The organism is Amphibacillus cookii, assembly GCF_016908375.1.
Lineage (GTDB): Bacteria > Bacillota > Bacilli > Bacillales > Amphibacillaceae > Amphibacillus_C > Amphibacillus_C cookii.
The window spans coordinates 66803-91710 of the sequence record NZ_JAFBDS010000003.1 but is presented as its reverse complement, the minus strand read 5'-3'; the positions used below and the strand labels follow the sequence as shown (position 1 = coordinate 91710).

Genomic DNA, 24908 nt, shown 5'->3' with positions numbered 1-24908 from the left:
GGTAAAAGCGTTTCAACTTTTTTTAAGTAATCATCTATTTTTTTATCATTATTAAGCGTGAAATGACCAGTTACTCAAATTTGTTCTTTTTTGCTGTGAATATCGACGATGTATTTCTATCAACTTCTTTAATTAAATTAACTAAAGTGATAAAATAAAGGTCAGGATAGTATTGAGTTAACGGAGGTTAAGTAGATGCAACGTGGTAGTTTTCAAGCGATGAAGTCATTAAATAAATCAATTATTTTAACGAAAATTTTAAATGATGGACCCATATCTCGAGCGCAAATAGCGAAAGAAACAAAATTAACCCCTCCGACAGTGGGGTCACTTGTTAAAGAGTTAATCGATCAAAAGATTGTTAAAGAAAGTACACAAGGCATGTCAAAAGGTGGACGGAAGCCAACGATGCTTGTGATTGATCATCAAGCGTACTATATGATTGGCATTGATGCAGGTCCAACTAAAATAGATATTGTATTAACCAATTTAGCTGGTGACATTATATCTAATCTACAATATCAGTTACCATTACCGATTACAGAAGCACAGTTTCTCGACAAGTTAATTGAAGGTACAGAAGAAATCCTTAAACTCAACTCAGAACGAGCTAATGATGTGATCGGCATTGGGGTAGCGATGCATGGCGTAGTCGATGCTGAAGCCGGTGAATCGCTTTATGCACCTAACTTAGACTTATATAACATGCCAATTAAAGAGACATTATCCAATCACTTCACTTATTTGGTTAGCGTTGAAAATGATGCTCGCGCCCTAGCATTAGCAGAGACGTGGTTCGGTCAAGGGAAAGGCAGTGACCGACTTGTCGCTGTTAACATTGGAACAGGTGTAGGGGCTGGTGTTGCTATTGATGGTGAGTTATATCGTGGGGAGTCACATATAGCCGGCGAAATTGGTCATATGACGATCGATTTAAATGGTGAGGTTTGTTCGTGTGGTAATCGCGGGTGTTTGCAAACGATTATTTCTGGTCCTGCTATAGCTGAGCGAACAAACCAGCTAATGAAAGAGGGGGTTACCACTTCTTTAACTGAAGGTGATCATTTAACAGCATATGACGTATACAAAGCGGCAGAATCAGGAGATCAGTTTGCCGAAATGATTTTAACCGAAACCGGTAAATATATCGGAATCGGATTAACGAATTTGATTCATACGTTAAATCCAAGTCAAATCATTTTGAATGGTGGTGTCGCTAAGGCAGGTAAATATTTATTACCAGCCATTAAAGCGACGGTGAAAGAGCGTGCATTAACAGCTTCAGCTAAGTCAACAGCGATTTGTTTATCCGATTTAGGTGATCATGCCACAGCATTAGGAGCTGTTGCACTGATATTAGTGGAGTTGTTTGCGAAAAATGGTGAAATTTCGATATGAGGTCCACTTTTACTTTGCCGTCGCTTTGTTCTTATATGCTCAACTTTCGCATCTGAATTTCCAGGGATAGCATAAGGGTAGATCTCATATTAAATATAAACGTTCCGTTTGAATATAGATTTTCGATTGATTATAAACCTTGATCGGACGAAAAGTAAGAATTTCGCATGAAAGCGAGTTGCGATCGCACGAAAAATGGAGAAATCGCATTCAGTAGAAACCACAGTCTAATTGGAGATAAGCAAGGGGTGAAACTTCTGCATGAATAGGATGAGCCCGCGAAAAGCGAATCCCTTGCTTTTCGGAACGACATAACGTGCTAAACGTGTTGCGGGCGCATCCATGCAGAAGTAAAGTCAGAGTCTATTGAGCGCTATCAAGGTTGAATGACTATTTTCAGTAAAGGCACATAACGATCATTGGTTAGCTCTGTGTTGTAAAGGTAAAGGTTGTTGTTTTGTGATAAAGTTCTGATGCTTTAAGATATATGCTTGGAAAGCCTGCATGCTCAAGTGATGCAGGGGAGCTTTGTGTTTCTAAACAAACCCCTAAGTGCTTCGCGCTGTTTCTTTCTTTTAATGTTAACGTATCATCTAATCCATTTGAGGTGTACATAACAACACCTGGTTGGTCAGTGGTAACGGTTAGGACTCGGCCACTGTGAGGTTCTGTCACGATAATCTTCTCTTCTTTTTGTTGATCAAAAATAAAGAAATGGTCATAACCATTTTTAGCATAAATGGTTTGTGGATCACCAGAATCGACACCATCTGCAAGCGGACGTCCTGTTGTGAAATCAAATACCGTATTTGCGACAGGCAAAATTCTTCCAGTAGGTATCAGTTCTTCATCTAACTCTACAAATTGGCTTGCATCCATTTTAACGTGATGACCAAGGATGGTATCTTTTAAATCTCCCGATAAATTGAAATACGAGTGGTTAGTTAAGGTTAACACCGTATCTTGATCAGAGAATGCTTCGTAATCGATCGTGAGTGCGTTGTCATTTGTTAACGTATACGATATTTTATATTTAATCGTACCCGGGTAGCCTGCTTCACCATCAAGGCTTGTATGGTAGAGGATAGCACCTACATGTGTGGCTGTTTCGATTAACTCGACTTGCCATATAACAGCGTGGAGCCCAATTGGACCACCGTGTAAATGATGCGAATTTTCATTTGCTGGTAACGTATACGTTTTGTCATTTAATGTGAAGCGAGCATTCTCAATACGTCCTGCTACACGTCCGATGAGCGCACCGAAATAATTACTGTTATTTAAGTAATCTTCATAGTTGCGAAAACCAATGACAACGTTCTCAATTTGCTGATTTCGATCTGGAACATTTATAGAGGTAATAATACCACCGAAATCTAAGAAGCTAACACTCATACCGTGATCATTTTCTAATGTGTATTCCGTCCATGATTGCCCTTCAATCGTTAAAGGGATTTGTTTAACTTGCATAATCATTCCTCCTCTTTACTTAACTATTTAATGTTGAAAGAAACCGTTTAAAAGCTGCTTTCCCTTCTGTGTTTAATTTAAACACACCTGCATCCTGTAACACTTTAATAAATTTCTTCGCTAGCGCCTGTTCGACAACGTGCTCAACATTGTCAACGGTTAAATTCGGGGTGTTCTGTTTCATTTGTTCGGCCCATTCTTGATGATAAGCTTCGATTTCGCTGGATTGATTGGTTAAATATTTCTTTATTTGATCAAGCTCGTTTTTCAATCTTGGTGGTAAGACCGCTAAACCCATGACCTCGATTAAGCCGATATTTTCTTTCTTAATATGATGGACATCTTGATGAGGATGAAACAGTCCATCTGGGTGTGTGTCTGTTGTACGGTTATTACGTAGCACTAAATCGAGTTCATATTGTTGACCTCTAAACCGAGCAATTGGCGTAATCGTGTTGTGTGGTGTCTCTTCGGTGAAAGCTAAAAGATCAGCTTCATGATCGCTATACTGACGCCAGGCGGTTAAGATCTGGTCAGCCGCGTCAGTAAGTCGCTCTTGACTCGAATGCCGTAAGCGAATAACAGACATCGGCCAATGAAGGACACTGGCTGTGATATCAGGATAACGATTTAGTGTAAACGTAAAAGCATCATCTGCTTCAGTCATTCCAAACGTATATTGCCCAGCTTGATAGTGGTCATGACTAAGAATGCTACCACCAACAATCGGTAAGTCGGCATTGGAACCAATAAAATAATGTGGAAATTGCTCAACAAAAGCTAATAACCGCTTAAACGTATTTTTAGATATGACCATTGGTCGATGCTCTTTAGAAAAAACGATACTGTGTTCATTGTAATAAACATATGGCGAGAATTGAAAATGCCAATCTTCTCCAGCTAAATTAAGATCGATCACGCGATGGTTTGACCGAGCTGGATGTCCAGTCCTACCCACATACCCTTCATTTTCAATACATAGTAAACATTGGGGATACTGGACATCTTGCTTAACTTGGCGCTCGCGTTTGATTTGCTCAGGATCTTTTTCAGGCTTTGACAAATTAATGGTTATATCTACTTTACCATAATCTGTACTTGCTTTGTAATGTATGTTTTTTGCAATGCGTTCGGTTTGAATATAATTGCTAACTTGGCTCAAGTGATAGAAAAAATTAGTTGCATGTTTAGGGTGTTCAGCATAATGCCGATGAAATATTTGATTAATCTCAGATGGCTTAGATAAAAAAACGTTCATTAACTCGGCATCAAGTCGTTCACGTTCATCTAGGGCAGGACCGATAACATGACGCGCCACGGCATCATCAATTAATAGCTGAAGCAACTGAGGTATTGATCGATCACTGTCAGCTATGTCCGTACTTGAAAATGTATCCCGTTCAAGTAAGCCTAAGATTTGATTGCGACAATAGATACGATCACGCGCATCAATCAAGCCGGCTTCGATCACTTTTATGATTAACTGTTCGATGGTCTGTTCAATCATACGATCCCTCCTTATAGCCGTGTGGGTGTTGTTGATGCCACCGCCATGCATCAGTCAGAATACGCTTAATTTCTGTTCGACTAGGTTGCCAGCCTAAGATGGCTTTGGCTCGAGCTGATGAGGCAATTAATTTACTAGGGTCACCTGCGCGTCGTTTGCCGATCTTTTCGGGTATAGGGTGGCCTGTCACATGACGAGCGGCTGCGACAATCTCCTTAACAGAGAAGCCTTGGGAGCTTCCCAGATTAAAGATATGACTATCACCACCATCTAATAAATACTTAACGGCCCGTATATGCGCATCAATTAAGTCTTCTACGTGAATATAATCACGAATACACGTCCCGTCTTCGGTTGGATAATCATCACCATAGATAGTAATAAACTCACGTTGGTCTAGCGCCACTTGCAGAACGATGGGGATCAGATGTGTTTCAGGATCATGGTCTTCACCAATCTTAGCATCTGCCCTTGCCCCGGCAACGTTAAAATAACGTAATGAAACGAACCGAATCCCATATGCTTTCTCACACCAACGCATCATTTTTTCCATGGTTAACTTAGTTTCACCGTATGTGTTAGTAGGGACAGTAGGCATATCTTCAGTAATGGGCACCACTTCTGGCTCGCCATAGGTTGCTGCTGTTGAAGAGAAAACAATATTTTTCACACCGAATTCCTCCATTGCTTGCAGTAATACTTGTGTACCATAAACATTATTATCAAAGTATTTTAAAGGATTCTCCATCGATTCGCCTACTAAAGAATTCGCTGCAAAATGGATAACGGCATCAATCTGTTCATTTCCGAATACTTCACGTAAAAAGACAAGATCACGGATATCTCCTGGATAAAAAGTTGCTGCTGGATGAATGGCATCTCGATGACCAGTGGAAAGATTATCAATCACGATCACTTCATGTTTTTGTTCAATTAATTGATAGACAGCATGTGAACCGATGTAGCCAGCTCCACCTAAAATTAATACACGCATGCAAATATCCTCCTTATTCGTTAAGCTCTTTTGCGCCATCACCGATTGTTGCTTCATAAAAAGTCGGTGCATAGCCAATTTTATCGGTATAGATTCTTGTAACATTTTCTTTAAAGGTAGGCAGTTTATCTTTTTCTACTAAAGCGATCGCACAACCACCAAATCCTGCACCAGTCATTCGAGCGCCCAACACGCCAGGTTGTGCCCATGACGCCTCAGCCAATGTGTCAAGCTCAATGCCAGTCACTTGATAATCATGTTGTAATGACAGGTGGGATTGGTTCAGTAATGCACCAAAGCGCACAAGATCACCTTCTTTTAAGCGGGCTAAAGCATCTTTTGTACGTTGATTTTCGTAAACAGCGTGCTTAGCACGCTTAACATGGATGTCATCTTTAATTAGCCCTTTGTATTCTTCAAACATCGCAATGCTCATTTCACCTAAGCTTTCGATGGGCAATTGGGTCTGAAGGTCACGCAATGCGCTGTCACATTCGCTACGACGTTCATTATACTTAGAATCTGCTAATTCACGGCGTTTATTGGTATTAATGATCGCAATCACATAGTCACCAAGCTCTACGGGTGCGTATTGATAGTCTAATGTATGACAGTCTAATAGAATCGCATGATCTTTCTTGCCCATCCCGATTGCAAATTGATCCATAATACCGCTATTGACGCCAATATATTTATTCTCTACTTGTTGACCTAGCTGAACCATACGGATGCGATCAATCTCTAAATGGTATAAGGAGGCTAACACAACCCCCGTTACTAATTCAATTGATGCCGATGAAGATAACCCAGCACCATTGGGGATATTGCCATAAAATAAAATATCAAAACCATGTTCGATCGCGAACCCTTCATCAATAAAAGCTTGAATCATTCCTTTAGGGTAATTCGCCCAGTTATCCGCTTTGTTATAGCTTAAATCATCTAAATCAACCGTAATTATACCTAAGTCCTCAAAATTGATGGAATAAAGACGAACTTTCCGATCATCCCGTGGAGCGGCTACCGCATAAGTACCAAATGAAATCGATGCAGGGAACACATAGCCGCCATTATAATCTGTATGTTCACCGATTAAATTAATCCGTCCAGGTGCAAAAAAAGTCCGAACATCGTGTTCCGGTTGAAAAAGGGTGTTAAATGTTCTCACAAGCTGCTGAGTATCCAAAAATACCACCTTCCAATCTACTTAATTAAATTAATTTATTAATATATTTTCATCTTAACATGATCATACGGAAGAAGCAATCACTATTTAAAAAATCAGTGGTTGAGCAAGCTAACATAACTGCGAGCTCAACTAAAATATGCTATACTAGTTTCATCAAAGGGGAGAAGGGGTGAGATAATTGCAGATTGAACAACTCATCAAAGAAAGAAGATCGATCTCGCGTTTTGACCAGAGACCTGTCGATCTAGAAGAAATAAAGCAACTACTTAAGACAGCGGCTTGGGTGCCAAACCATAAAATGACACAGCCGTGGCGTTTTGTTTTTATTACTGGTGATACGAAGCAAAAGCTTGCTGACCTCGCCGGTTCATATATGAGTAAGGGGAAAGCCGGAGAAGAGAAGGCAACTGCTTATCAGAAGGCCTATGAAACTTTTGAACACGTACCTGTATTTTTAATGGTGATCATGGAAGAAAGTCATCTACTTAAGGTTAGGCAAGAAGACTATGCTTCAACGAGCTTAATTATTCATAACCTCAGCTTACTTTGTTGGGAGAAAGGTATCGGGATGATTTGGAAAACTGGACCGTTAACAGATGATGTTCATTTTCGCGAGTTGATTGGTGTGAAGCAAGGAGAAAAGTTTGTCGGTATGCTCCAGCTCGGTTATCCACAGAAAGTACCTAAAGCAAGACCGAGAATTGATTTAACAGAGCGAATAACAGAATTAAATTAAATAGATTAGAAGCACCATCGTCATTGACGATGGTGTTTTTAACTTATATAAATAGTTGATGTTTTTAAATGCTTTCCAAAAAAATTTAATGCTTAAATGTGTCAAACGCGTTTAATGAATAAAATAAGATTACCTAATCCCTATGACATCTCTTGATAAGTTGCCTTTGCCAGTCGTTCTAGTAAATAAACAACGGGGATTTGTGTCGTTAAGTTGGTATTGCCAACAAATTCGGTACTGACATAATACGCTAGATTATAATCAGATAGTTTAGCAAGGGCACTATCGGCATTGTTAGTGATACTAACAATAACACTCCCTTCTTGCTTAAATTGGTTAACTTGTGCGAGTGTCGTACTGGTCTCACCGGATACGGAAAGGACAATCGTGACACTATCCTCTATATATTGTTCATGAATAGGGAGGAACGGATCTTTAATATAGAAGGCAAACTTCTTTAAACCTGAGAAATAGCGTGAACCGTATTCTGCTAAGATCCCTGAACTGCCGATACCAATGAAAACGACACGTTGTGCTTTGGCAATCACTTTAGCAATATCATTAATTTTACTTTGGAAATCTTGTGTCAATGTCCGTTCTAAAAATTCAGTTAAACTCTTCTCACCAGTTAAGATGTCGTTTCTCTCCTCTTGGCCTTCTTGATACATCTTCAGCTTGACTTTAAATTCTGAAAACCCGTCACAATCTAATTTTTTGCAAAATCGGAGAATCGTTGTTGTCGATACATGTGTGACGTTTGCTAGATCTCGGATCCGCATGTAAATGACTTTATCTATATTTTTAATAATGTAACTATATAAACTATGTTCTAAATCAGAAAAAGTAGCGATTTGTTTGCTAGTAAACAACATAATCCGTCCTTCCACTTGCTCTTCATTTCTTAGTATTATTATAGTCTTTCTTATTTAAATCTCGCAACTTCTAGTAGGGAAATAAGAAAAAACGGTAAAAAAATAACAAAAAGATGTATAAAATCCTTAAACATTGCCCCAGAATGACAAATGTAACAGTTACAGCGCTATTTTTTATTAATCTTTAATTAGCCTGTAACCTGCTAAGCAATACTTTGTACTATGATGGAAGTTGCTTAACGAAAAGGAGGCAATGAAATGAAGAAGATGGTTTTGTCACTATTAACAGTGACAGTAGTATCAACTGCTATTTCGGCATCACTTCATGCGCAAGAATATGAGGTAGAATCAGGTGATAGTTTATGGAAAATCGCTAGCGTTCATGACACCTCAATTGATACGTTACGCACATTAAATGAACTTGATTCAGATATCATTCACCCAGGACAAGTTCTTCAAATTGAGGAAGAAGAAATATATCATCAAGTAGAACGAGGAGATACATTATATGACCTAGCAGGTGAGTATGAGGTGACCGTTCTTGATCTAATGAATTGGAACGACTTAAACTCGGATCTCATTATTGTTGGTCAAGAGCTCGTTATTTATCCAAATGCTGAAGCAGTTGATCAAGTGGTTGAAGAAACACCCGCACAACCAGCGTCAGCACCAGAAGAGACCGAAGAAGTTGCAGCTTCTGAGTCGGATGACAATCAATCACAGACTGAAGAATCGTCCGAGCAGAAGACAATAAGTATGACAGCAACTGCTTATACAGCGGAATGCGACGGTTGTACAGGCATTACTGCAACAGGTTTAAATTTAAATGAAGATCGCAATAAGAAAGTGATTGCTGTTGATCCATCTGTTATTCCGCTAGGCACACGTGTCCATGTAGAAGGATATGGTGAAGCAGTAGCAGGCGATACGGGTGGTGCGATTCAAGGTAACAAAATTGATATTCACGTTCCTACACGTGAAGAAGCCCTATCTTGGGGTGTGCGTGAAGTAGATGTCACTATTTTAGAGTAGAAAGAAAGCAAGTTGGTTAAACTAAACTGGCACCTATAGCGAAGACACTTGAGTAAAGTGCTTCATCTATAGGTGCCTTTTTGCATCTTAAATAATAAGCTATCTATGTGAAATAGGGTTTCTATTATACTTAAATTTGTTTGTAGAGATAAATCCTTCATTAAACTAGAAGTCTACAATAGTTGCGACGCCTTCATCTTTAATCTTTACATCGTGATTCGGTCCATCTTGCCGTAATCCAATGATACCAAAAGTGACCACTAACAGTAGAAACAAAATAATCAAACCCTTACGCATCGGTCTTGCCTCCTATATATTGTAAAGTCAAATTATCACAGATAACCGCCGTAAACCGCCAGCCACTAAATACAGAGCAGAGATCGATCTATTTAGCTGGGCGATAACGGATGCTATTCTGATTTACTCAACGACCAATTAGTGGGCGAAAAACAAAGCCACTCACTAATTGAAGTTTCGTTTTATATTGTATATGATAATAACTAAATAGAAAAGTCTTAATTAATCCTTATAGCAAAATTTTTGAAAATGCATAAATCAATTAAATGATTAAATCCAAAGGGCAACAATGTTCACGCCGATAAATATATATTTTGTTGGAGATGAATCGCTGGAAAGGAAGCTGATGATGGAACCGTTTGAAATAGCTAAAGTTATTGAAATAGCCTCGATTGGTGAAGGGACGCGTGTGTGTTTAGACTTAATCGATGAACTTGATCCGTTAGAAGGGGTCTTAATTGGCAACACAGGTAATGGTTATTTAGTGGCGTTATCTGAAAATCGCTCGACAGAAACTTATCCTCCTCGTCCCTTTCGTGTGAATGCTGGCGCCTATCACCATTATATTTCATTAGGTGAAGATAAAACCCAATATTTAGCGGAAATCAAACCAGGTATGCAAGTGCCGTTATGGAATCGTACGAAGACGCGGCTGCTTTCTGTTGGGCGGGTGAAGCTAGAGCGTCGCCCATTTATTCGAATTGTTTGTCAAGTAAAGGATACAAATAAGCAAATATCGGTAACGGTTCAAGAAGCAGATAGTGTGCATCTGCTAGCAGGTGATCAAACTGCTAAACCAGCTATTGAATTAGTTGTCGGTGATGAACTCCTTTGCTATCCGGATCAACCAGGTCGTCATTTAGGTGAGAAGATTGAAGAAGAAATTACCGAGCTTTGAGTTTATACAGACCCTATTTAACGGCCGCTAATGTCCTGATTCACTCAGTTAACAATCAATGGGTGAGTAAGATCGTAGACTAAAACCACCACATCTTTAAGAAGGATTACAGACTAAGACCGCCACGTCCTGTGGCAACATCTGCATGACCTACATCCTGTAGCCCTCCGCTCACGGATTGAAGTTTCGTTTTATTTTTAGAGCAACTTAAAGTAGTGGTTACTTTAGGATATTGATATTTTCTAAAAATTCTTATTCTTTTAGGTTGACTTCTTTACTTGAACATAATATGATAGTAACCAACTCATAACGTTTTGTGTTGACGAAGAGGAGTAGCTTAATGGCTTTACGAAAAGAGAGCTAGTGGTTGGTGCGAACTAGTGTGGAGTGTTAAGTGAATGGACTTCTGAGCATTCAAACTGAACGGCATTTAGCTTAGTAGGCTTTGACGGGATTTGTTTCACCGTTATCAAGAAACAACGATTCATCTAAATGATTGATCGTCAAGTGAGCAATAAATTGCTAACCAAGGTGGCACCACGGGTTTCCTCGTCCTTACTGGATCAGGGAACCCTTTTTGTATATACAAAAAAATCAATGATGCAAGAATAGTACGCTTAACCAAGTCATGACAGAGAGCTGGTGGGGCTGTGAATCCAGTATGCTTGTTAAGCCGAATGGCCTTGCGAGAGTTTTTCTGAAAGGAAACGAGTAAGAAGAAACGGTTGATCCCCGTTACAAGATATAAAGCGTAGAAACGTATGTTTCTAAACTGGTGGTGGTACCGCGGTTTGAGCTCAATAAATCGTCCCCTAAAATAGTCTTAAGTCTGTTTTAGGGGTTTTTTGTCCGCTTAGATAACCGTCCGGATCAAAATAGAGAGTAGAGGTCAATCTATTGAGATCAATGGCCTGATTCACTCAACGACCAATCATTGGGTGAAGAACGGATTGAAGGTTCGTTTTATTCTCTCTTTAAAGCTATATTTTTTGATTAAATAATAAGTGGTTAGATGAAAGATAAGTAACTTATCCTAATAAAAGGGGTGATCGATGATGGTTTATCAATATCAAATAAGAGAACTTAATGGTGACACGTTAACACCAATTGCTGTGTTTAATCGACTTCAAGGTAAGCGGAAATTTATTCTGGAAAGTTCAAGTGGTCATGGTGAGAAAGGACGCTATTCATTTATCGGCGTCAATCCGTTTAAAGAGATTATCGCCTCACAACAGCGAGTCGAAATTCATACTGATCAAGACAACCACATTGAACAAGGCGATCCACTGGAAATTGTGAAAAAACATATTCCTCATGTTGACTTAGATTTACCGTTTGCTTTTTATGGTGGGGCAATTGGTTATATCGGCTATGACAGCATCCGTCAATATGAAGATATAGGAGGACGACTTGATGATGAGATTGAGATGCCGGATGTTCATCTGATGTTCTACCAAGAAGTGGTCATTTTTGATCATCAACAACAATCAGTCACTGTCGTTGCTGTTGATATGACGCAAACAAGAACGAAACAAGATTTGAATGCTAAATTGGATCAATTGACAGAACAAATTTTGACCAATCAAGTGAAACAAGGAAACGAAAAATTCGCCTTAACATTTACCCCTTCAATTGATGAGCGTACCTTCATTGAAATGGTAGAAACGGCAAAACGACATATTATTGATGGCGACGTTTTTCAAGTTGTTTTGTCACAACGAATGAAGGCTTCATTCACTGTTGATCCGTTTACGTTCTATCGTAGATTGCGACTAGCCAATCCATCGCCATATATGTTCTATATCGATTTTGAAAATTATATCGTTTTAGGTGCGTCTCCAGAAAGTCTCATTAAAATTAAAGGCGATGAGGTAGTCACTAATCCAATCGCAGGTACACGTCCTAGAGGGAGAACGGAAGCAGAAGATCTTGATCTAGCTGAACAGTTACTGGCTGACCAAAAAGAACGAGCAGAGCATAAGATGCTTGTTGATCTGAGCCGAAATGACTTGGGAAGGGTTTGCCAAGTACACACGATAGAAGTCGCTAAATATATGGAGATTGAACGTTATCAACATGTTATGCACATTGTTTCAGAGGTAACAGGGAAGTTGGCGAAAAATATGACTGGATTGGATGCATTAATCGCAACATTACCGGCAGGAACCGTCTCTGGTGCACCTAAAATACGTGCGATGCAAATCATTAATGCACTTGAGTCCAAAAAAAGAGGCGTCTATGCTGGATCAGTTGGTTATATTAACCTAAATGGCGACTTAGATTTAGCTTTAGCGATTCGAACAATGGTTGTAAAAGGTCAAACAGCCTATGTTCAAGCGGGAGCAGGTATTGTATATGATTCAGATCCAGTTAGTGAATATCAGGAAACATTAAATAAAGCCAAATCGTTATTGGAGGTAGCGAACCGATGATTTTATTAATTGATAATTATGATTCATTTACCTATAACTTGTATCAATACATTAGTGAGTTGGGCGAACAGGTCAAAGTCGTACGCAATGATCAAATCACTTTAACAGAAATAGAGTCATTATCACCTGAAGCAATTGTTTTATCTCCGGGTCCAGGTGCACCAAAAGAAGCGGGCATATGCATTGATGTTGTCAAAGCCTTTGAACAAAAGATTCCTATTTTAGGGATTTGTCTGGGGCATCAAGCGATAGGTGAAGCCTATGGAGCAACCGTGAGCCATGCCAAATTCGTGAAGCATGGTAAAACATCGCAAATCAAGCATCATCATGATCATATTTTTCAAGATTTAAATGATACGATTGAGGTGATGCGTTATCACTCCTTAGTCATCTTAAAAGAGACCTTACCGCCTTGTTTGACGGTTACGGCGATGTCGTTGGAAGACCAGGAAATAATGGCGGTGAAGCATAACGATTTCCCGATTTACGGTATGCAATTTCATCCTGAATCGATTGGTACAACAGATGGAAAGAAGTTATTAGCGAATTTTTTAACCACAATTAGAGAGGAAGATAAAGGTGAAAAGCTTCTTAGAGAAAGTCACTGATAAGCAGGACTTGTTGATTGCGGAGATGGAGCAGGCGAGCCGTTTACTCTTTGATCCGAACACATCAGAGGCTGCAATTGGAGGGTTTTTAGTCGCGCTAAAGGTCAAAGGGGAATCAGTAAGTGAAATAACCGGGTTAGTTAATGTGATACGAGAGAAGGCTTTACCCTTACCAACAGAGATAGCTGGTGCGATGGATAACTGTGGTACAGGTGGTGACGGTTCGCAAAGCTTTAATATTAGTACAACGAGTGCATTTGTTTTAGCAGGTGCCGGTATTAAAGTGGCTAAGCATGGGAATCGTAGTATTTCGAGTCAAACAGGTAGTGCAGATGTTTTAGAAGCATTAGGTGTTGAACTGAGCTCAACACCCGAACAGATGACAGAGCTGTTAAAAGATAACGGCATTGCCTTTCTATTTGCTCAGCATGTCCATCCAGAGATGAAACAAGTGATGCAAGTTAGACGTGGATTAGCGATACCTACGATTTTTAATTTGATTGGTCCGTTAACGAACCCTGTTGAATTAACGACACAGTTGTTAGGGGTTTATCGCCGTGATTTATTAGAACAAGTCGCTAATGTTCTTCATCAACTAGGGCGTAAGCGGGCGCTTGTTATAAATGGAGCAGGTTACATGGATGAGGCGTCGCTTGCGGGTGAGAACCACTGTGTTTTACTTGATCGAGGAGAAATGATGCAATTTACCATTACACCAGAGGAAGTCGGCTTGCCAACGGTAAATAATGAGCAGATTCGTGGGGGAACAGCGCAAGAAAATGCAGAGATATTACGTGCTGTATTAGAAGGTAAGCAAGGCCCACATCGTGATACGGTATTGCTAAATGCTGGGCTTGGCATTTTTGCAAATGGGAAGGCAGATACGGTTCAGCAAGGTGTTCAATTGGCCCGAGAAAGCATTGATTCAAAAGCAGCGTTAGCCAAGCTGGATTTCCTCATTCATTACAGTAAGAGCCAACAAGGGGTGAAGAAATGACGGTTTTAGGAGATATCTTAGTGGAGAAAATGGAGGAAGTGGAACGTTTAAAAGCAGCTAATAAGTATGCTGAACGCAAACGTATCCAGCCAATCCGCTCGTTTTATCAGCATTGTCAAAAAAGTGATGGATTAAATATCATTGCTGAATTTAAACGTGCATCACCATCGAAAGGTTTGATCAATCCCAATTTAGACCCTGCTAAACAGGCCAAAGCTTATCAAGCTGCTGGCGCTTCAATGATTTCGGTATTAACGGATCAACCCTTTTTCCAGGGGACAATGGCTGACTTACAGGCTGTACGCCAAGTGGTTGAATTGCCAATTTTAAATAAAGATTTCATTATTGATCCCGTTCAAATCGATCGTGCTTATGTCAGCGGGGCGGATGTGATCTTGTTAATTGTAGCAGCTTTATCTGAGGAAAAACTGGCGTTCCTGTTTCAATATGCGACTGATTTGGGATTAGAAGTACTCGTTGAAGTTCATAATCAAGTTGAAATGAATGTAGCTCAACGTTTAGGATCGACGTTAATCGGTGTGAATAATCGGAATCTTAAGACTTTTGAAGTTGACCTGGCGATTACCGAACAGTTAGCACCATCGATTGATCCAGCCAAACAAGTGTTAATTAGTGAAAGCGGCATGAGAACATCGGATGACGTTGCTCGAGTGAAAGCGGCAGGAGCAAACGCCATTTTAGTTGGGGAAACGATGATGAAGTCGGAAGACGTGAAGCAAACGTTTAATGATTTTATTAATGTGGGTGAAGACCATGTTGGTTAAAATTTGTGGCGTTCAGTCTCAAGCAACTGCAAGGGTAGTAGCTGATGCTGGAGCAGATTTGATTGGTTTTATTTTTGCGAAAAGCAAGCGACAGCTAACGATTGAAGCGGCACAAGCCATTTGTATGGGGTTGCCTTCGTCTCTAAAGTCAGTAGGTGTTTTTGTTAATAAACCCATTGAAGAAGTTAATCAGATCGCTGATCAAGTGGGGCTCGACTATGTGCAATTACACGGCAATGAGTCACTATCCGCGTGTCGAGCGAGTCGCTATCCCGTTATTAAGTCGATTTCCATTCAAACATCCAGTGATGTTGACCGTGTGGGTCACTATATTAATGACGTTGACTATGTCTTGCTTGACGGTGCTGTGGCAGGAAGTGGCCATGTATTTGATTGGAACTTAATTGATTCATTTAAGCGAAGTCGGGAAAAGCTGATCTTGGCTGGTGGATTAACCCTAACCAATGTTCAACAAGCGATCGAACACATACAGCCAGCTGGTGTTGATGTCTCAAGTGGTGTGGAGATCAATGGTGTAAAAGATGATAAAAAAATCATTCAATTTATAAAAAATGCAAAGGAAGGCTAGGTGAAAGCATATGTCAGCTTATCAACAACCAAACGAAACCGGACATTTTGGTTCTTTCGGCGGACGCTTCGTTCCAGAAACATTAATGCCTGCAGTCATTGAGCTAGAACAAGCGTATAAGCAAGCCAGTGAAGATCCAGAATTTCAAAAGGAATTTAATTATTATTTGAAAAAGTATGTTGGGCGTGAAACGCCATTATATTTTGCAGAACGCTTAACAAAAGCTCTCGGTGGGGCAAAGATTTATTTAAAACGAGAAGACCTCAATCATACCGGAGCACATAAAATAAATAATGCCCTGGGGCAAGCGTTATTGACCGTAAGGATGGGCAAACAGAAAGTAGTCGCTGAAACAGGCGCTGGTCAACATGGTGTAGCCACAGCAACTGTATGTGCTTTGTTAGGACTTGAGTGCATCGTTTTTATGGGTGAAGAAGATATTCGTAGACAAAAGCTTAACGTTTTTCGAATGGAGTTGCTTGGTGCTAAAGTGGTTAGTGTTAGCCAAGGGAGTGGGACGTTAAAAGATGCGGTTAATGAAGCACTACGTTATTGGGTTGCCCATGTTGAAGATACCCACTATATTATAGGTTCTGTGGTCGGCCCACATCCGTTTCCAAAAATGGTCCGTGATTTTCAAAGTGTCATTGGCACAGAAACAAAGCAGCAGTTTGCCGAGGTTGAAGCTGGTCTGCCTGATGCTGTTGTTGCCTGTATTGGTGGCGGTAGCAATGCGATGGGGATGTTTTATCCATTTGTGAATGCCAGCACGGTTAAGCTGTATGGTGTTGAAGCAGGGGGATCAGGTATCGATACAGGGAAACATGCGGCCACCTTAACAGAAGGTAAGGTCGGCATTTTACACGGTACGATGACATATTTACTCCAAGATCAAGAGGGGCAAGTGGAAGAAGCACATTCTATTTCAGCAGGGCTCGATTATCCGGGGGTTGGACCGGAACATAGTCACTTTAAAGAGATTAAACGTGTTAACTACCATTCGATAACAGATAATGAGGCTCTAGAAGGGCTTAAGTTATTATCACGAGCAGAAGGGATTATCCCAGCGTTAGAAAGTGCCCATGCCATCGCTTATTTAGAAAAACTCGCACCAACGATGCCTGCCGATCAATCGATTGTGGTCTGTCTCTCTGGTCGTGGTGATAAAGATGTTGAAGCAGTCAAAGATGCGTTAGGAGGTGAGGGAAATGCCTAAAGCGAAGTTGGATCAAGCCTTTGAACAGACCCTTTCCAAAGGGGATAAAATTTTTGTACCTTACATTATGGCAGGTGATGGTGGGATTGACGCATTACCTGAACAGATAAAATTTTTGCAAGAGCAAGGGGCGACAGCTATTGAATTAGGCATACCTTTTTCTGATCCTGTTGCAGATGGACCGACGATACAAGCAGCTGGATTGCGAGCATTAGCCGAAGGTGTTAGCTTGCGGTCTGTGTTAGACAAACTTACAGAAACGAAACAAGACCGCTCAATTCCGATTGTATTAATGACGTACCTTAACCCGATCTATAGCTATGGGATTGAGGCATTTGCTCTATCTTGCCAACAAGCAGGTGTAGATGGCATCATTGTTCCTGATCTCCCATTAGAAGAGGAAGGTTTATTGACTCCATCCTTAGCAGATTACCAAATAGCACTCATCCGTCTAGCTGCTTTAACAAGTTCTAACCAACGATTAAAAAAAATTGCTACGCAAACAGAAGGGTTTCTCTATGCGGTCACGGTAACGGGTACAACAGGTGAACGCGCGGCTTTTGCTGATAAGGTCACGATATATTTGGAGCAATTAAAGACGATGACTGACAAACCTGTATTAGCGGGTTTCGGCGTTTCCAAGCCAGAACAGGTACGAGCATTAAGCAAATATTGTGATGGTGTGGTAGTAGGTAGTAAAATTGTCGCCAGCTTACATGAAAACAAACGCGCAGAAATTAAACCACTTATTCAAGCAACAAAAAACAGATCCGCAAACTAGGTGGATTGATTCATGCGTTCGCTCGAAAAGAGAGAGTTTCGCATGAAAGATCGAGCGAACGCACGAAAAGAGAAAAATTCGCATGAAAGATCGAGCGAACGCACGAAAAGAGAAAAATTCGCATGAAAGAGTCGCGAGTTCGCCCGAAAAAGCGAGAGTTTCGCATGAAAGTATCGAGCGAACGCAAGAAAAAAGAGAAATTCGCATGAAAGATCGAGCGAACGCACGAAAGAAGAGAGTTTCGCATGAAAGTATCGAGCGAACGCAAGAAAAAAGAGAAATTCGCATGAAAGATCGAGCGAACGCACGAAAAGAGAGAGTTTCGCATGAAAGATCGAGCGAACGCACGAAAGAAGAGAGTTTCGCACGAAAGATCGAGCGAACGCACGAAAAGAGAGGGTTTCGCATGAAAGTATCGAGCGAACGCACGAAAGAAGAGAGAAATTCGCATAAAAAAATCGTCACGCTTGATCAAAAATCAAGCGTGACGAAATATCTTTATTTTACCGCTTCTTTCACTTCTTGTTGCATCGCTTTAAGAGCGACTTCATTTAAATAGTTCACTGGCTTATTAAAGTGTGGTTGGAAGAAGAAGTCTGTTAATGCCAGTTGCTCAATTGTCATATCATTAGAGATCGCTACACTAACTGTATTGACAACTTGTGTAAGATCAGTATCAGAAATAACTTGCGCACCAACGACACGATGACTGTCTACTTCATATACTAACTTCAATTTAATAACATTGTTTTCTGGCATAAAGTCGGGACGATATGTTTCTTCTAAGTAAGCAGAACGCACCTTGATTTTATTGACTTCAGCTGCTGTTTCTGTCAAACCAGTTGATCCAATATAATGATCATAAATCTTCAAACCAGAAGTACCTTGTGTACCTGGATGTGGAAGCTTAGCCTCAACTAAATTTTGCGCGACGAGTGTTCCCATTCGGACCGCATTGGTTGCTAATGGAATGTACGCAGGCTGTTTTGTTGGTGTGTAAGGTACAGCACAGCAATCACCTGCTGCATATACGTCTTTTACACTTGTACGCATATACTCATCAACAACGATTGCTCCATTTGGAAGCATATCGACTTGCCCTTTGATTAAGTCTGTGTTTGGACGGAAGCCAATACACATCACAACGAGGTCTGCCTTTACTTCACTCTTATTGGTTATTACCTTTTCAACTTTACCATTACCTTCAAAGCCCGAAACCATTTCATTTAAAAGTAAGCTAACGCCTTTTTCACGGAATGAAGCTTCAACAGGATCAGTAAAGGTTTTATCTAAATAGCGGTTAAGGATACGTGATTCAGCATCGATTAATGTTACATTTTTACCGTTTTCTTCAAATGCTTCAACAAGTTCAACACCGATATACCCCCCACCGACAACAGTGACGTTATTAACATGCTCTGATCGACGAATAATATCTTTCGCGTGATCATAGTTTTTACATAGTACAACGTTCTCTAAGTCAGATCCAGGAATTGGCGGTGTAATTGGCCAAGATCCAGTGGTAATAATCAACTTATCATAGTCATAGTTCGTTGATTCGCCAGTATTCAAATCTTTTGCTGCTAATTGTTTTTTGTCAATGTCAACATTAAGTACTTCATGTTGCATATGCATTTTAATGCCTTGTTCTTCAAAACCTTCAACTGATGCGTAAAAAAGTGACTCTGCCTTTTCGACAACACCACCTACATAGAGTGCAATACCGCAAGACAAGAATGAGACCGTATCATTACGTTCAAATACTTCAATCTCAGCGTCAGGGTATAATGCAAGCGTGTTTTTAATGGCTGCTGTTCCTGCGTGTGTACATCCAATTACAGCTACTTTCATGTTTGTCATCCTCCGTTTTTAGGTTCATTATTTCACAACTTTAAATAAACATACCTTCAAATATGTTGTAAAACTTATTATACTCTTAAGTCTGCTAAGTATCAAGGGAATTGTATAATATTTCACAAACTTTTTTGGATAGTATTGTCATATCAATATTTTACTGCATTTTCATTATAAAATTCACAAAGTTGTCACATCAATAAAAGAAAATTTTAAAGTAAATAATGTATTTAAAGAAGTGTTTTTTTAAAAAAAATAGACAAAGGGAAAGGTCCCTCTGTCTATTGATAACAGCTATCAATTTCAGCTTGTAACGCTCTGTCGCTTACATACTCATCGTAACTTATTTCTTTATCAATCAACCCTTTTGGTGTGATCTCAATCAAGCGATTCGCTATACTATTAATAAATTGATGATCATGCGAAGTAAACAAGATAGCTCCATTAAATTGAATTAAACCATTATTGACTGATGTAATCGATTCAAGATCTAAGTGGTTCGTAGGCTCATCCAAGATGAGTACATTGGCACTTGATAACATCATTTTTGAAAGCATACAACGGACCTTCTCGCCCCCAGATAATACTTTTGCTTTCTTTAAAGCTTCTTCTCCAGAAAACAACATGCGACCTAGAAAACCACGCAAGAACGTTTCTGTTTGGTCTTCAGGAGAGTATTGACGGAGCCATTCGACCAATGTTAATTCATTATTCTCGAAAAACTTACTATTATCTTTCGGGAAGTAAGCCTGAGATGTGGTGACGCCCCACGAGTAGCTACCTTCATCAGGTTCAATCTCGCCCATTAATATATCAAATAATGTCGTTTTCGCTAATTCATCTCGTCCAACAAAAGCAACTTTATTATCACGATTTAAGGTGAAACTTACATTATCAAGGACTTTAACGCCATCAATCGTTTTACTTATTCCTTCAACACGTAATAAGTCATTACCTATTTCTCGCTCTGGTTTAAATGCTACATAAGGATAACGACGTGAAGACGGCTTAATATCTTCAATAGTGATATTATCGAGCATTTTCTTACGTGAAGTCGCTTGACGTGATTTAGAAGCATTGGCACTAAATCGGGCAATAAAGTTCTGTAATTCTTTAACTTTCTCTTCTTTTTTCTTGTTTTGGTCTTGAGCCATTTTTAATGCAAGCTGGCTTGACTCATACCAAAAATCATAATTACCAACGTAAAGTTCAATTTTTCCATAGTCGACATCAGCAATATGTGTACAAACCTTATTTAAGAAATGTCGATCATGGGACACAACGATAACCGTGTTGTCAAAATTGATTAAAAATTCCTCTAACCATTGAATGGCTTGGATATCTAAATGGTTCGTTGGCTCATCAAGTAATAAAATATCTGGTGACCCAAATAAAGCTTGTGCAAGCAATACTTTCACCTTATCTGAACCACTAAGATCAGCCATTTTTTTATCATGGACATCTTCTGCCACACCTAATCCTTTTAAAAGAATGGCAGCATCTGATTCTGCTTCCCAACCATTTAATTCTGCGAATTCACCTTCTAATTCGGCTGCTTTCATGCCATCTTCTTCACTAAAATCAGCTTTAGCATAAACGGCGTCCTTCTCTTTCATAACTTGGTAAAGGCGTTCGTGACCCAGAATCACAGTCTCGAGTACCTGGTAGTCCTCATAAGCAAAATGGTCTTGTTTTAAAACCGCTAATCGTTCGTCCTTGCCAAGAGAAACATGGCCAGATTGTGGGTCAATTTCTCCGGATAATACCTTAAGGAATGTTGATTTACCAGCGCCGTTCGCTCCGATTAAACCATAACAATTCCCCGGTGTGAATTTAATATTAACATCTTCAAACAGCTTTTTATCGCCAAAACGCAAACTTACATTTGTCACTTGTAACATACTTGATTGTTCCTCCATCAAAATAGACATAATTAAAGCCTAGCTTAAGCTAAAAATGTAATGAAGTCAATTGATGTTAAAAAATAATTATCTAATCATTACATTTCCCTTCTATAATAACTGTCAATAAAATGCTTCACTTGTTCGAGATCCACCAAATAGAAATAAATATCAAGTATTTAAGTTTTTTAAAAAAAGAACGATATAGAGAGGAGATAGAAATAGATGGAGTAAACATTTTTATTAATAATGACTTCCCATATTTTATTGTGTAAGATAAGGGATAAGAGGTGATATGATGTCAGAAGGTATTGGTCACAAAATTAAGTATTTCCGCACAAAAGCCAATATGACTCAAGAGGAGCTCGCTAAAGGTATTGTTTCGGTATCTTATTTATCAAAAATAGAGCGTAATAGTGCTGATCCTAATCCAGATGCGATAGAAAAGATATGTCAACGCTTGGAAATTCAACCCGAACGGGTACTTGATCATAATATAAATAACCTTGTTTATCAATGGTTTAATCAACTATTAGACGAAAACATAATAAGGGCGCATGAAACCTATCAACGGATTGAAGAAGAAATAGAGAAGGTAATTGATGCTGATTTGTATTGGTTAGTCGAACTGCATACATTATTTTATTTTATTTTAACGAATCAACTTAATTACGCAAAACGGAAATATGCTTTTCTTGAACAAGATAGGAGTCATTTCAATGAAATTGAACATTACTATTGGTTGAAATTTTCAGGCTATTACAACTATTCAAACTTGGCTTATGAAGACGCCTTTCAATTCTATTTGCGAGCGGAGAAAATGATGCCTGAAGAGCTCGTTAATAATCAACAAGAAAAACATGATCTCTATTTCCAAATTTCATGTACAGCGACTCGACTCTATTACACTTATCATAGTACAGTTTATGTAAAACGCGCCTTAGATTATTATCGGAACACGTACCAATTAAAGCGTTGTGCTGAATCTCATATTATACTTGGCGTCGCTTATAAAAGGATGAACGAGGTTAATGAAGCATTGACAAATTTCGAGTTAGCATGCAAGATTGCTACAGAACTAAAAGAGCATGATGTGTTAGTCAGATGTAACCAGGCGATGGGTGAGCTTTACAGTGATATGCAGCTAACAGATCAAGCCATCCACTATTATAAGCACTGTTATGAATTGTCAAAGCATTCTTTTACTGAAGCAGAGTTAAATGCGATTAGCGGCCTTTTTAAAGCGTATTATAACTGTGGGGATATTGAGCAAGCAAAACAATGGCATAAGGTTGCTAGAGAACTAGTAAACCATGAATTAACGATTTCCCAACCATTAAACTATGAAATTAGTATTTATTACTACTTGATTTATGGTTTTGATCAAGGTTTTGAAGTGTTAATGGAGAAAGAAATTTTACCGTTTTTCAAAAAAAGAAAACTGTATTTAAGCTATGCTTACTATTTGCAAATGACAGGCGATTATTATTATCAAATAAGAAAATATAAGGTATCTGCTAATTATTATCGAGAGGCTAACGAAGCATTGAATCAATTGCGGATACGGGATAATAATTAGTCGTTAATATTAGAATGCCTATATATTTTAGCTAAAAGAAGTGAATAATATCGTTTCTACATTGAAACAGGCAATGAAATTCTGTTTTCTTACGCTTTTTTTGAATTAAGGAAATTAAAAAGGAATAAATAATTGTAAGCTTTTCCATAACGTATCGCAGATAATCGACCGTAAAACACTCACCTCAAAATAGAGAGTAGAGCAAATCAATTGAGGTGGGTGATAACGGGCGCTATTGTCCGGATTCACTCAACGAACCTGCAATCAGTGGGAGACGAACGAAAATAAGATTCGTTTTATATAAAGTCATTTTTTCAAAAGATAAAGATTAGGAAGGGGCAAGGTTTTGTTTAAATATTTTCAAGAGAAATTTTTTTATGGCTGGATGATGGTTGCAGTAGCAGCTCTAGGTGTTTTCTTTTCTGGTCCTGGTCAAACGTACTCAAATTCAACATTTATTGATCAATTTATCAATGATTTTGGTTGGTCACGGACACAAATTTCTGGTGTTTATTCAATCGCGACCTTTTGTGCGGGTATGATTATGATTGTCGTTGGACGATTTATTGATCGCTTTGGTCAGCGAATTATGATGGTTACCATTGGTGTTTTATTTGCGTGTGCGTTATTTTTTAATAGTACCGTTAATTCGATTGGTATGTTAGCTGTTGGTTTTTTCCTTATTCGGTTACTTGGTCAAGGAAGCATGACGCTCATTCCCAACACTTTAGTGGCACAGTGGTTTATTAAAAAGAGGGGGGTAGCGTTTAGTTTGATGTCATTAGGGACATTTATTAGTTCGGCACTATTCCCGGTTGTTAACACGTGGTTAATTGGAACGTGGAGTTGGCAATTTGCATGGCGTTTCTGGGGTGTAGCTTTACTGATTATTTTTGTTCCTGTAGCTTGGTTTTTTGTACGCAATAAACCAGAAGATATTGGTTTGGAACCAGATGGAAAAATAAAAAATATAACGAACAAGATCGATTTTGCTTCGGTAACGGTAGATCCGATAGAGGCAGATTGGACGTTAAAGGAAGCGATGAGGACACGTGCTTTTTGGTTGATTTTAGTTTGTATTGGTATTCCATCCATGATTAACACCGGAATTACCTTTCATATTTTCTCAATTTTTAATAGCAATGGTTTATCAGCAGAAATGGCAGCAACGATTTTAAGTATGATGGCGCTTGTTGGCATTCCAATGTCTTTTGTCTCGGGATATGTTTTAGATAAAATACCAAGTCACTATGCCTTAGTAGGCATTTTTATTATTGAAATTTTTCTATTAATATTATTAACCATGCTGGTATCAAGCGTATTAGCTTTTGTTTTTGGTCTGTTTTGGGGTGTTGCTAATGGGCTTGAACGTATTGGATTAAAAGCAATTTGGCCTAATTTTTTTGGGCGTCGTTATATCGGTTCAATTAATGGTGTAGCTGCAATGATGATGGTTATTGGTTCTTCACTAGGACCACTGCCTTTTGGGAGTGGATTTGATTTATTCGGAAGTTATCATCCTGTACTGCTTACGATGCTTGTTTTTCCCCTGATTGGATTGTTTAGTGCTCTATTCGTTAAAAAACCATCGAAGTTAATCAACACATAGGAATGAAGGAAAAAGTCGGCAAATGTTTAATCTGTTTCTTTGCTGGGTATAGTAATCATTAGATCATTTTCTTATAAAAATTTTTATCGCAGATAACCGTCCGTAAAACACCCTTCTCAAATAGAGAATAGAGGTCAATCGATTGAAGTAGGTGATAACGGACG

The 24908-nt window shown here is 39.1% G+C and carries 22 protein-coding genes and 2 other annotated features; of the genes, 14 read left to right on the top strand and 8 right to left on the bottom strand.

Going from position 1 to position 24908, the window contains the following annotated elements; genetic code table 11:
* Positions 1 to 195 precede the first annotated feature (195 nt).
* Complete coding sequence (locus JOE23_RS05660; RefSeq protein ID WP_204436406.1) at positions 196 to 1398, top strand: ROK family transcriptional regulator; 1203 nt, start codon at positions 196 to 198, stop codon at positions 1396 to 1398.
* Positions 1399 to 1821: 423 nt separating this feature from the next.
* Here the strand turns inward: JOE23_RS05660 and JOE23_RS05655 are convergent, their stop codons facing one another.
* The 4 genes from JOE23_RS05655 to JOE23_RS05640 are packed head-to-tail and all read right to left on the bottom strand — an operon-like array spanning position 1822 to position 6555.
* Complete coding sequence (locus JOE23_RS05655) at positions 1822 to 2868, bottom strand: aldose epimerase family protein (RefSeq protein WP_204436404.1); 1047 nt, start codon at positions 2866 to 2868, stop codon at positions 1822 to 1824.
* 19 nt (positions 2869 to 2887) lie between these two features.
* Positions 2888 to 4375 carry a UDP-glucose--hexose-1-phosphate uridylyltransferase gene (gene galT / locus JOE23_RS05650; protein ID WP_204436402.1) on the bottom strand — a complete coding sequence of 496 codons (1488 nt, stop codon included), beginning with the start codon at positions 4373 to 4375 and terminating at the stop codon, positions 2888 to 2890.
* Positions 4368 to 5369 carry a UDP-glucose 4-epimerase GalE gene (galE, locus tag JOE23_RS05645; protein WP_204436400.1) on the bottom strand — a complete coding sequence of 334 codons (1002 nt, stop codon included), beginning with the start codon at positions 5367 to 5369 and terminating at the stop codon, positions 4368 to 4370. The genes galT and galE overlap by 8 nt, the downstream gene beginning before the upstream one ends.
* A gap of 13 nt (positions 5370 to 5382) precedes the next feature.
* On the bottom strand, positions 5383 to 6555 hold the full coding sequence (locus JOE23_RS05640) for a galactokinase (RefSeq protein WP_204436398.1): 1173 nt from the start codon (positions 6553 to 6555) through the stop codon (positions 5383 to 5385).
* A gap of 181 nt (positions 6556 to 6736) precedes the next feature.
* On the opposite strand from JOE23_RS05640, the gene JOE23_RS05635 reads away from it, so the two are divergent.
* The gene (locus tag JOE23_RS05635; RefSeq protein WP_204436397.1) at positions 6737 to 7294 is read left to right on the top strand and encodes a nitroreductase family protein; all 558 of its coding nucleotides are present in this window, start codon (positions 6737 to 6739) and stop codon (positions 7292 to 7294) included.
* Positions 7295 to 7434: 140 nt separating this feature from the next.
* Here the strand turns inward: JOE23_RS05635 and JOE23_RS05630 are convergent, their stop codons facing one another.
* Positions 7435 to 8163, bottom strand: a complete 729-nt coding sequence (locus tag JOE23_RS05630) for a MurR/RpiR family transcriptional regulator (RefSeq protein ID WP_204436852.1) — start codon at positions 8161 to 8163, stop codon at positions 7435 to 7437.
* Between the two features lie 261 nt (positions 8164 to 8424).
* Between JOE23_RS05630 and JOE23_RS05625 the strand changes: the two genes are divergently transcribed.
* Positions 8425 to 9198 carry a 3D domain-containing protein gene (locus JOE23_RS05625; protein WP_204436396.1) on the top strand — a complete coding sequence of 258 codons (774 nt, stop codon included), beginning with the start codon at positions 8425 to 8427 and terminating at the stop codon, positions 9196 to 9198.
* A 165-nt stretch (positions 9199 to 9363) separates the two neighbouring features.
* Here JOE23_RS05625 and JOE23_RS18055 read toward each other — a convergent pair whose 3' ends face one another.
* Positions 9364 to 9495, bottom strand: a complete 132-nt coding sequence (locus JOE23_RS18055; protein WP_275581454.1) for a hypothetical protein — start codon at positions 9493 to 9495, stop codon at positions 9364 to 9366.
* A 349-nt stretch (positions 9496 to 9844) separates the two neighbouring features.
* On the opposite strand from JOE23_RS18055, the gene JOE23_RS05620 reads away from it, so the two are divergent.
* The 9 genes from JOE23_RS05620 to JOE23_RS05580 all read left to right on the top strand — a co-directional run bounded on the left by JOE23_RS05620 (position 9845) and on the right by JOE23_RS05580 (position 18360).
* Positions 9845 to 10393, top strand: a complete 549-nt coding sequence (locus JOE23_RS05620) for a 3-dehydroquinate synthase II domain-containing protein (RefSeq protein WP_204436393.1) — start codon at positions 9845 to 9847, stop codon at positions 10391 to 10393.
* A gap of 310 nt (positions 10394 to 10703) precedes the next feature.
* Positions 10704 to 10953, top strand: a binding site (T-box leader).
* Between the two features lie 28 nt (positions 10954 to 10981).
* Positions 10982 to 11209, top strand: a binding site (T-box leader).
* Between the two features lie 239 nt (positions 11210 to 11448).
* A complete protein-coding gene (gene trpE, locus JOE23_RS05615; RefSeq protein WP_204436850.1) occupies positions 11449 to 12825 on the top strand; it encodes an anthranilate synthase component I in 1377 nt (458 codons plus the stop codon).
* Positions 12822 to 13433 carry an anthranilate synthase component II gene (locus tag JOE23_RS05610; RefSeq protein ID WP_204436392.1) on the top strand — a complete coding sequence of 204 codons (612 nt, stop codon included), beginning with the start codon at positions 12822 to 12824 and terminating at the stop codon, positions 13431 to 13433. Before trpE ends, JOE23_RS05610 begins: the two co-directional genes overlap by 4 nt.
* Positions 13405 to 14430 carry an anthranilate phosphoribosyltransferase gene (gene trpD / locus JOE23_RS05605; RefSeq protein ID WP_204436388.1) on the top strand — a complete coding sequence of 342 codons (1026 nt, stop codon included), beginning with the start codon at positions 13405 to 13407 and terminating at the stop codon, positions 14428 to 14430. Before JOE23_RS05610 ends, trpD begins: the two co-directional genes overlap by 29 nt.
* Positions 14427 to 15215: an indole-3-glycerol phosphate synthase TrpC gene (gene trpC / locus JOE23_RS05600; protein WP_204436386.1), complete on the top strand. Its 789-nt coding sequence runs from the start codon at positions 14427 to 14429 to the stop codon at positions 15213 to 15215. The genes trpD and trpC overlap by 4 nt, the downstream gene beginning before the upstream one ends.
* A complete protein-coding gene (locus JOE23_RS05595; protein ID WP_204436384.1) occupies positions 15205 to 15804 on the top strand; it encodes a phosphoribosylanthranilate isomerase in 600 nt (199 codons plus the stop codon). The genes trpC and JOE23_RS05595 overlap by 11 nt, the downstream gene beginning before the upstream one ends.
* Positions 15805 to 15814: 10 nt before the next feature.
* The gene (gene trpB, locus JOE23_RS05590) at positions 15815 to 17020 is read left to right on the top strand and encodes a tryptophan synthase subunit beta (RefSeq protein WP_204436383.1); all 1206 of its coding nucleotides are present in this window, start codon (positions 15815 to 15817) and stop codon (positions 17018 to 17020) included.
* Positions 17013 to 17801 carry a tryptophan synthase subunit alpha gene (gene trpA, locus JOE23_RS05585; protein WP_204436382.1) on the top strand — a complete coding sequence of 263 codons (789 nt, stop codon included), beginning with the start codon at positions 17013 to 17015 and terminating at the stop codon, positions 17799 to 17801. Before trpB ends, trpA begins: the two co-directional genes overlap by 8 nt.
* 82 nt (positions 17802 to 17883) lie before the next feature.
* The gene (locus tag JOE23_RS05580; protein WP_204436381.1) at positions 17884 to 18360 is read left to right on the top strand and encodes a hypothetical protein; all 477 of its coding nucleotides are present in this window, start codon (positions 17884 to 17886) and stop codon (positions 18358 to 18360) included.
* Here the strand turns inward: JOE23_RS05580 and JOE23_RS05575 are convergent.
* Positions 18300 to 19652, bottom strand: coding sequence for an FAD-dependent oxidoreductase (locus JOE23_RS05575; protein ID WP_204436380.1), 1353 nt, complete (start codon positions 19650 to 19652; stop codon positions 18300 to 18302). The two genes, JOE23_RS05580 and JOE23_RS05575, sit on opposite strands and share 61 nt — an antisense overlap.
* A gap of 284 nt (positions 19653 to 19936) precedes the next feature.
* Positions 19937 to 21556, bottom strand: coding sequence for an ABC-F family ATP-binding cassette domain-containing protein (locus JOE23_RS05570; protein ID WP_204436379.1), 1620 nt, complete (start codon positions 21554 to 21556; stop codon positions 19937 to 19939).
* 298 nt (positions 21557 to 21854) lie between these two features.
* Between JOE23_RS05570 and JOE23_RS05565 the strand changes: the two genes are divergently transcribed.
* Positions 21855 to 23135: a helix-turn-helix domain-containing protein gene (locus JOE23_RS05565; RefSeq protein ID WP_204436377.1), complete on the top strand. Its 1281-nt coding sequence runs from the start codon at positions 21855 to 21857 to the stop codon at positions 23133 to 23135.
* A gap of 346 nt (positions 23136 to 23481) precedes the next feature.
* Positions 23482 to 24744, top strand: coding sequence for an MFS transporter (locus JOE23_RS05560; RefSeq protein WP_338021895.1), 1263 nt, complete (start codon positions 23482 to 23484; stop codon positions 24742 to 24744).
* Positions 24745 to 24908 lie beyond the last annotated feature (164 nt).